This is a genomic window from uncultured Paraglaciecola sp. (assembly GCF_913058035.1).
Classification (GTDB): domain Bacteria; phylum Pseudomonadota; class Gammaproteobacteria; order Enterobacterales; family Alteromonadaceae; genus Paraglaciecola.
This window is the reverse complement of the sequence record NZ_CAJXPA010000172.1, coordinates 1-8,912: the sequence shown is the minus strand read 5'-3', so window position 1 is coordinate 8,912 and position 8,912 is coordinate 1. Positions and strand designations below refer to the sequence as shown.

At 38.5% G+C, this 8,912-nt stretch carries 12 protein-coding genes and 2 pseudogenes; 13 read left to right on the top strand and 1 reads right to left on the bottom strand.

What is annotated here, in order from left to right; translation table 11 throughout:
- The 13 genes and pseudogenes from QZ562_RS17295 to QZ562_RS17235 form a co-directional block, all read left to right on the top strand.
- Positions 1-215: pseudogene (locus tag QZ562_RS17295) on the top strand (transposase); the annotation flags it as partial.
- Positions 216-492: 277 nt separating this feature from the next.
- Positions 493-1,011, top strand: a complete 519-nt coding sequence (locus QZ562_RS17290; protein ID WP_293762919.1) for a hypothetical protein — start codon at positions 493-495, stop codon at positions 1,009-1,011.
- Positions 945-1,265, top strand: a complete 321-nt coding sequence (locus QZ562_RS17285) for a transposase (RefSeq protein ID WP_293762916.1) — start codon at positions 945-947, stop codon at positions 1,263-1,265. Before QZ562_RS17290 ends, QZ562_RS17285 begins: the two co-directional genes overlap by 67 nt.
- A 274-nt stretch (positions 1,266-1,539) precedes the next feature.
- Positions 1,540-2,259, top strand: coding sequence for a sulfite exporter TauE/SafE family protein (locus QZ562_RS17280; RefSeq protein WP_293762913.1), 720 nt, complete (start codon positions 1,540-1,542; stop codon positions 2,257-2,259).
- A gap of 111 nt (positions 2,260-2,370) precedes the next feature.
- A complete protein-coding gene (locus QZ562_RS17275; RefSeq protein WP_293762910.1) occupies positions 2,371-2,787 on the top strand; it encodes a hypothetical protein in 417 nt (138 codons plus the stop codon).
- A gap of 100 nt (positions 2,788-2,887) precedes the next feature.
- Positions 2,888-3,172 (top strand): hypothetical protein, encoded by a 285-nt coding sequence (locus tag QZ562_RS17270; RefSeq protein ID WP_293762908.1) that lies wholly within the window; start codon positions 2,888-2,890, stop codon positions 3,170-3,172.
- A gap of 83 nt (positions 3,173-3,255) precedes the next feature.
- Entirely contained in the window at positions 3,256-3,894 is a 639-nt protein-coding gene (locus QZ562_RS17265) for a DUF998 domain-containing protein (RefSeq protein WP_293762905.1), read from the top strand.
- 92 nt (positions 3,895-3,986) lie between these two features.
- The gene (locus QZ562_RS17260) at positions 3,987-4,430 is read left to right on the top strand and encodes a hypothetical protein (RefSeq protein ID WP_293762903.1); all 444 of its coding nucleotides are present in this window, start codon (positions 3,987-3,989) and stop codon (positions 4,428-4,430) included.
- Between the two features lie 137 nt (positions 4,431-4,567).
- Complete coding sequence (locus QZ562_RS17255) at positions 4,568-5,311, top strand: methyltransferase domain-containing protein (protein WP_293762901.1); 744 nt, start codon at positions 4,568-4,570, stop codon at positions 5,309-5,311.
- Between the two features lie 119 nt (positions 5,312-5,430).
- Positions 5,431-6,333: a sulfotransferase domain-containing protein gene (locus QZ562_RS17250; RefSeq protein ID WP_293762899.1), complete on the top strand. Its 903-nt coding sequence runs from the start codon at positions 5,431-5,433 to the stop codon at positions 6,331-6,333.
- A gap of 128 nt (positions 6,334-6,461) precedes the next feature.
- Positions 6,462-6,866, top strand: a complete 405-nt coding sequence (locus tag QZ562_RS17245; RefSeq protein WP_293762897.1) for a hypothetical protein — start codon at positions 6,462-6,464, stop codon at positions 6,864-6,866.
- Positions 6,867-6,984: 118 nt separating this feature from the next.
- A complete protein-coding gene (locus QZ562_RS17240) occupies positions 6,985-7,362 on the top strand; it encodes a VanZ family protein (RefSeq protein ID WP_293762895.1) in 378 nt (125 codons plus the stop codon).
- 265 nt (positions 7,363-7,627) lie between these two features.
- The gene (locus QZ562_RS17235; protein WP_293762892.1) at positions 7,628-8,041 is read left to right on the top strand and encodes a helix-turn-helix transcriptional regulator; all 414 of its coding nucleotides are present in this window, start codon (positions 7,628-7,630) and stop codon (positions 8,039-8,041) included.
- 32 nt (positions 8,042-8,073) lie between these two features.
- On the opposite strand, the pseudogene QZ562_RS17230 reads toward QZ562_RS17235, so the two are convergent.
- Positions 8,074-8,736: pseudogene (locus QZ562_RS17230) on the bottom strand (transposase); the annotation flags it as partial.
- Positions 8,737-8,912: the final 176 nt, after the last annotated feature.

Below are 8,912 nucleotides of genomic sequence, written 5' to 3'. Positions count from 1 at the left end.
AGGATAAAGCAGGTTATATAGAGCAACATCATAGCCCCATTTTAGCGCGCCTCGGCCTCGACTCAGAGCAATGGTTGACTCTCACTACCGAGTTCGAAAAACACTTCAGCACCGCCGTTGGCAGTGAGCATATGTTGCAACAATTCAAACATCACACAAACCATCAACGTATACGAGGTATGGCAAAGGCCAGAGCTTTACTTCAATCCGCTTGAGTTACATCCCCATAAATAGTCAAAGTCACTAACAAAAATATGTCGTTCCCTACTGTCTGCAATTTGAACTGAGCGACACATTTCACAGCATTCATCTTCATTAATTCCAAATAAGTCGTACTTGTCACTTCAAAACATAAATAGTGAGCTGATACCCAACAATTTGTGCTTGTTGATTACGTTGAAATAGGGTGCTTTTTTACTTTGGGTGTCTAGTTAAGTTTTTGGTTAGGGCAAGCCGGTTAAAAGTAATATTACTGATCCAGACAGCGCGAAGATGACCTCGTCAAAAGGCACTATCCAAGGGTACAACGGGATAGCGATAAACGATGATAAACACCAGATAATACTCCAAGCCCAGACATGGGGTTCAGTGGGAGAGCAACAAACACTGCAGCCAGCCATTGAACAACTTAACCAGCAACTCGATAAACTCAACGCTGCCAAAAATGATGATAAAAGCTTTGGAATGACTACGCGATTTACAGCCGATAGCGGCTTTAACAGTGAAGATAATTTAGCCTTCATGTCCAGTAGCGGCTTCGATACTTATATTGCTGATACCCAGTTTAGAAGCAGAAACCCTCTGTTTAAAGAAAGTGAAACCAACCACACAGAAAAAGAAAAGCGTTGTCTAAAATACGAAAAGGCAAATCAAGACTCTTTACCTCACAAAACTTTCATTACGATAAACACAATCAGACCTGCTGTTGCCCAGCCGGTAATCTCATGTGGTGCAGTGGTATCAATGTCAAGAGTAACAACAAAGAGTACACACGATTCGGCGGTTATTTAAAAGACTGTAAAAGCTGCCCCCTGCAAGAACAATGCATGCGTAAGCCCCCGACTGAAAGAGGACGACAAGTGCAGTTCTTAAACGACGCGTCACGAAAGCAGCTCAGTTATAGTGACAAGACGAAAATCAAAATAGACAGCCCGATGGGACGACGACAATATTCAAAACGGCTGGGATGCATAAAGCTTGTATTCGGAAACATCATGACGAATAAAGTCATGAACAAACTGACCTTACGCGCCAGGTCAAAGTGAATGCTCAGTGGCAACTGTATTGCCTTATTCATAATATAGAAAAGCTGCAAAATACGATGCATTAAGAACAGTGACCCCTTTGCACCCTCAATAAAGCCACTAAAACCTTGTCTAAACGCCCGTCAAAACAACACTAAATCACTATTCTTAATATTGAAGGTCAAATTAAGTAATCGATTGAATCGAGTTATGAACTCAGATATCTTTTGTGTATGACCTAGATGAATTTAAAACGAGTTAATTTACAGCCTCGTTATAGCGCAAAGGGCATATTTTGCATCTCGAGTATATTTTAGGACTAATTTCGTTTATTACTTCAGTAATTGCCGGAGTTATAGGCTTTGGTGGGGGAATGTTGTTAATAGCTGTACTTCCTCTATTTTTAAATCCTAGTTTAATCATCCCCATTCATGGTATTGCGCAACTAGCCAGCAACTCATCGCGCATGGTTTTTTCCTTAAAATATGTTCAATGGCCATTACTTCCAAAGTTTCTTGTCGGTTCGCTTATTGGTGTGTTTTTATTTGGATTTTTATTATTAAATATATCAACTGAGTATGTGCCCATTGGTATTGGGATGTATATTATCCTCAGTTTATGGAGTAAGCGCTTCACTAAATTAATTAAAAAATATGAAAGTTATTATGTTATTGGTCTACTTCAAACTGGTTTGGGTTTAATTGTTGGCGCGACAGGGCCGTTGTCACTTGCAGTTTTAACTAAGGAGCTAAGCTCAAAAGATGAAATCATAGCAACTAGCTCAATGTTCATGACTATTAGCCACTTAGCAAAGATTCCTGTGTTTATGGCTATAGGTGTATCGCTTTTGGAGCATTTTAACTTATTGATGTATATGGTTCTGGGTTCGATTTTTGGATCTTTTATTGGTACGCGGATAAGATTGCTTTCAAATAATGAAAAGTTAATTTTTGTTATTAAGGTTTTATTAAGCGTAATGGCACTCAGAATGTTGGTCACTGCAATTGTGCTGTAATAAGTCATTTAAAAGGACAAAAAACAGTTGGTTTTTGTTCCTTCGTCACTTATTTTAACCAACTATTTTTAGCCTCTTAATGAGGCGTTATACGAAAAATAGGAATTCACGATGAGCTATGACTTGATGGTATTTGAGGCTGCTGTTGCCCCAAAATCAAGAGAAGATTTTATGGTATGGTTTGGAGAGCAAACTGAATGGTCAGAAGATCATAGTTACCAAGATCACGCTGTCGCATCAGCACCTCTTCAGGCTTGGTTTAAAGAAATGGTTGATTTCTTTCCAGCTATGAACGGACCTCTAGCTTCAGATGATGTTGATGATCCTAAAGTTACTGACCATTGTGTCGGTAAAGACGTTATTTACTCAGCATTTGCGTGGTCTGTAGCTGGAGAGGCTTACCCAAAAATGAGGGAACTTGCCATTAAACATTCCGTTGGATTCTTCGATGTAAGTGCCAATGAAGGTGAAATTTTATTTCCAAGCCAAACAGGTTCACCTAATAAGCCATGGTGGAAATTTTGGTAATATCGTATAACAAGGCAATTACAAGGCGCCCACAAAAAGCGTGGGCTGGACTCACCAACGCTCGCCTTTTATTGCGACGTTATACACAACAGGATAAATCATGACTATGAAAACTACTGAAGATGTTGATGGTATAATTTATCTTCAGAAAAATGAAAGAATCGCCAAATTAGAGAGGAAAATCAAGAGACTTAGTTACATGCCTGCATTTTCTTTTTTTTGTATGCTTACCTATATCGGATTTGTTCACTTCAGTGGTGGTGATGTCTCTTGGGTATTAACGTCCATTTTTTTTGCTGGATTTATTGCGGGTATCAGTCAAGCCGCGATGAGTAAAGCTGACTTATTAAATGAACTGTCTGAATTGAAATTACGTGGCCGTTGAGTATAACAAACGTTTCAACCGGACAAAAATAAAGAGCCATTTTCGCCATTTAAGCGGATGTAGGCAAACTATCAGAGGTACGTATGCTGAATAGACAAAATTTACTCTTGGCTTTTCCAATATTGAGCCTAGTTTGGTTCGCTGGAACAATTATTGTTGCAGGCTTATATTATCCTGAATATAGCCATATAACTCAGTTTATCAGTGAATTAGGAGCAACAGGTTCACCACATGGTGAATATGTTAATTATTTAGGCTTCATCCCTACAGAGCTTTTTATACTTGCATTTGTATTTACTTCCTTTTTAGCGGTTCCTAAAACAAAGAAAAACATAACAGGACTTAGCTTTATTGTTGTTTATGCTGTGACTCTTGGTATTTCTGCTTTATATCCATGTGACTTTGAATGTAGGCCAGTTGAACCTACGATTTCCCATAACATTCATATGTTGTCAGCTTTTCCTGGTTATTTTTGCGGGATAATATCAATATTTATTTTGTCATCCGGTTCTTCATTCATTTCGCAATATAAAGTTTATAAATTTGTAAGCTTGACCATCGGAGTCACTTGCATTTACGCATTCTTAAATCTAGATCCTAATTCACTCGTTGTTGGTGTTTATCAACGCTCTCTAGATTTAATGATATATTTGTGGTTTATATATTTTGCTTATAGTGTGAATCAACATTTGCCTAACAAGCCACTAAAGCATGACTTTTAACAGTTGGTTAGGTTCCGCTTCGCTTCACATTTAACCAACAATTAAAAGCCTCTTAGTGGGGCGTTAGGTATACAAACAAGGATGTCATTTCAATGAAATATTTTTTATTATTATTAATTTTAGTTTTATCTGCATGTACTGCAACACCAGAGGTAACTTCAAAATCATCATCAACTGATGTTATGCGATTAATTGAAAAAACAGCAGTAAATGCCCCAAAAGGTGTAAAAAGTACTTTTCAATTTTCAATACAAGCCTCAGGTATAGAGAGAAAAGTTGTCTATTTAAACACTGAGTTAGATTACAGGGATAGAAGAAATATTACAGTTGCACTTCACCCTAAAACAATCGTAGCGTTTACCAAAAAATATGGCTCTTCACCTGAAGCCTACTTCATTAATAAAAATATTGAAGTTACTGGTGAAGCCAAACAAATAAAAATTTGGTTTGGCTTTAACGGTAAAAGAAGTCAAAAATATTATTTTCAAACTCACATAAGAGTTAAATCAATAAGCCAAATTAAAGTGTTGAACTAAATATATCTTACAAGCTGTTAAACAAGGACAAAAAACAGTTGGCTTTTGCTCCTTCGTCGCTATTTTAGCCAACAATTTTTTGCCTGTTAACAGGGCGTTAAGTGCTTTACTTACCAAATCAAAATATGGAGTAATAAATGGAATTTAGTCAAATTAAGCGTTTTCACGTTGCCTTGCTTTTAATATTGAGCATCTCATTTTCGTTCGAGAGTAGTGCGAATGACATGTATGAAGCCGCAGTTAATAATCCCGAAAGACTTAAAACAGACTTTGCTTTCGACGAAAAACGCAAACCATTAGATATTCTTCCTTTTACTCAAATTAAAGAAGGCGACAAAGTTCTTGAGCTTGGTGCAGGTGGAGGGTACACAACAGAATTGTTATCGTGGCTTGTTGGTAAATCAGGTAAAGTGTATGCGCACTTTCTTTATAAAAAAGAACGCCTTGAAAACAATAGACTTTCAAATGTTATTTCACTTAGAGAACACTCTTTAAATGAACATGCGCAAGTGCTTGCTGAAAACGAAATTCAATCCAATAAATTGGATGCAATCATCATATTTTTTGTTCTGCATGACATTTATTTAAATAAAGAAATGAGTGATGAATTATTGGCCAATTTAAAGGGTGCTTTAAAGTCAGGTGGCACTGTGATTATACTAGACAACGCAGCAAAGCCTGATTCAGGTTTGGCCAATATAGGCGATCTTCACCGGATCGGAGAGCATTACGTTAAATCAGAAATGGAGAAAGCGGGTTTTGTATATGATAGCCAAATATCTGTACTAAGAAACAGGCTTGATGATCATACTAAACCGTGGGGTGATTTTGGTGGTTTGCAAGATCGTTTTGCTTATAGATTTAAAAAGAGCAATCTATAATTTTAAAACGCACTTAACCAAAACATCATGGTGGGAATTTTACTCGCTGATAAAGCGTTCTCAAAATCCCCATACGTCAAGCGTTATACGCAACTTGTAGGCTAAGGAGATGACCGCTAATGAATAAAATCACTTTTCCCGTGAAGAAACGAGAGCTTAACAACCACCATTTTGATTCGACAATCTGGAATGAATTTGTATTCCGTGATGACGATATTGTTATTTCGACCTATGCCAAATCCGGGACGACTTGGATGCAGCAAATTGTGGCCCAGCTCCTGTTTTCAGGCGAGGAGGGCTTGGAAGTAGCTGAAATGTCGCCGTGGATGGATTTGCGAGTTCCTCCGAAAGAAGTTAAGTTGCCAGCGGTCGAGGAACAGACGCATCGTCGATTCGTAAAAACTCATTTGCCTGTGGATGCCTTGGTCTTTTCGGAAAAGGCAAAGTACATCTACATTGGTCGAGACGGGCGCGATGTTGTTTGGAGCCTTTACAATCATCATCTTAATGCCAACACAGCTTGGTACGATGCTCTTAACAATACGCCAGGCAGAATCGGCCCAGAGATAGAGTTACCATGCTCGTCGATTTCTCAGTATTTCGACGATTGGTTGGAAAAAGACGGCTTTCCATTTTGGTCGCTCTGGGACAATGCTCGCACTTGGTGGGAGATTCATAATTTGCCGAACGTGCACATGGTGCATTTTGCGAATTTGAAGTCAGACATGCCTGGAGAGATTCGCCGCATTGCAGAATTCATTGGCACACCCATCGAAGAATCGAAGTGGGAGAATATATTAAAGCATTGCAGTTTTGACTATATGAGGGCTAATGCCACAAAGAGTGTTCCTCTTGGAGGCGCGTTCTGGGATGGAGGCGCGCAAACCTTCATTCACAAAGGCACGAATGGTCGGTGGCTTGATGTGCTTTCTGCTAAACAGGTCTTGAATTATGAGCAACGTGCGGAATCAGAGCTTGGTCCCGATTGTGCACATTGGTTTGCCACTGGCGAGTTCAGATAATGTATTTTGTAAGTCTGGCCGGATTGTGCATAACAAGTCGTTGCACCAGACATTTGACCCGCTGCCCATTTTGTTTCCGCAAAAACAGGCATCATCTCAAATGCTGGTGAACTCAGGTGTTAAATAACATGGATAGTGAAATGAATGTTTTGAAATTAGCAATAGTATCGGTGGTTTTCGTAACAGGTTGTAGTGGAGATAATAAGGAAGTGTCAGAATGCCCAGAGATAACTTTGCCTGTGATTATTCCTATTGTAAATGTTAAGTTTTTCGATGCTAATGAAGAAGCGCTGAACGTATGTGATGCCATTTTGACTGTTGATAGTGCAAACGGAAATGAAACTATTTACGGGTCTGCACTGAATAACTGTTCGGAGACTTTTAGTATAAGAGGCGGGTATGATTTAATCGAGCATGATTTACTTGTTGAGAAAGCCGGATATGTCAGTCAAAGGTTTGAGTCCGTAATACCTATTTCTACAAAATGCGCTTACGAGACATTAGATTTAAGTGTTTATCTTGATAAAGATTAGTCAAATGCAGTGTATTTTATATAACAAAAACATCATGGTGGGAATTTTATTCGCTGAAAAAGCGCGCCTAAAATCCCCATATTTGTAGCGTTAATGATTCTATACAAAGGAAATATTAATGATTATATTATTCGCAACTATTAGGACTTATTGGATTGCGATTACGCTATTTATTCTTGCAGTTATCACTGTCTTATCTCTTTATCCACTACAAAGTTTGCCCTCTGTACCTGGTAGTGATAAAACTCATCACTTTATTGCTTATGGCGCATTGATGTTTCCTGTAGCGTTGCGAAGACCAAATTATTGGATGTTCATCGGTTTATTCTTTGTATTTTGGAGTGGTGGGGTTGAGTTGGTGCAACCCTACGTTAATCGCTATGGTGAGTGGCTTGATATGGTAGCAAATACTGCAGGATTATTTTTCGGTTTACTGGCAGCACAAGTTATAACTTGGTTTTGGCCTGTTAATCAAAACAAAAAAAGACAAAACTGAATAGTTTGAATCTCTCAGGGTTATATTCCCCGCCGATTGCGGAAAATAAAAGGATGCTAAACAATACGAAGCGAGTTAATTTCTTTAATTACCCCGTCCCTTTGAAAGAGGATGTTTATTATTTATTGTCAATTATAACAAATTGCCCTAAAGCAAAGCGTTATGTTGCCAAAATATCATCTGTCGACCAATTGTCGGGGTAATGTCGTAGCCGACAACACTATAAAGTTGCGATAGTTTCCTTGCAGAGGCATAAGGAAAGAATATGATTGTTAAAAAATTAAGAGATAGAAATGGCTGGACTCAGGAACAATTAGCAGAATGTTGTGCCTTAAATGTGAGGACTATTCAGCGCGTTGAGAGTGGGAAAAAAGCTAGTCTTGAAACATTGCAAAGCCTTGCCTCTGTATTTGAAGTAGATATTTCAAAATTAACAGAGGAAATTACTGTGATAGATAAAGAATCGGAAAATTGGAAAGTTTTACCTTGGTGGTTCCGAGCTAACATGTTCGGGATTTATAAAAAGCGCACTGTTGTTTTGGTCGAGTTAGTTATGCTGTTTGCTGGTTTTGTGTATTGGATCTTTTTACAAGATCCTTCAGTGGCAGCCATTATGTTTCTAGGAGCATATATTACAGGCTGGATTGTTAGATATGGTGACAAGAATCACGCTTGGTAAGGCAATATAACGAGAGACTATGGCGTCAATAGTTAATTTATAGCCTTTGGCGCTTCCCACATTACGCCGTCTCTCAGCATAGAATTTAAGATAACCACCATCTTTCTGATGCAGGTGATGATAGCCAATTCTTTAGGTTTACCCACTGCTACTAACCGTTGATAGGACTCCCTAAAAACAGGATTACTTTGAATAATAGACATAATGACCATGAACAAAACGGTTTTGACTTAATGTCTTCCACCTTGGATTTTTTGGTATCCTTTATATCGATCACTTTCTCGATCCATAGCCGCCACACCGACTAATACAGACGCTTGTTTGCTGCTGATATGACCTAACTCAGGTAAGTTACTGATGATGGAAGCCGAGGCTATTTTACTGATACCTTTCATGCTTTGCAGGATGATGTTTTTGCCTTGATAGTCTGGACAGCTTTCAATTAATGAGACTATTTTGTTTTCAATCTTCTCTATCTGATTTTTGAACACGGTTAAGACAGGTTTTATGGGCATCGTTAGGTTTTTTGGCAATATTTACATTCTGTTTTTCTCCATAGTTTGCATCACAAGGAGTTGATCCCGTCTAGCGACTAAGTCGCTCATAGACTGCATGATGTCCAGCTTTGAGGATGTTAACTTTGATTTAATCGCTTCGGCATAATGTACTAAAATCTGGGCGTCTAACTTGTCAGTGGAGTAAACCATGAAGTCTATATTTTTATTCGCATTATTTTCTGTCGTAGTATCTATAGTTAGTATTGGTATCGGTTTAACCGCTGGCGTCTCCGGAGCTGCAGGATCCAATGTCAGCCAATTGTATGCGGGTTCTATCGAGTTAAAAGCTATACATGCTTTAATCGATAAAAAGG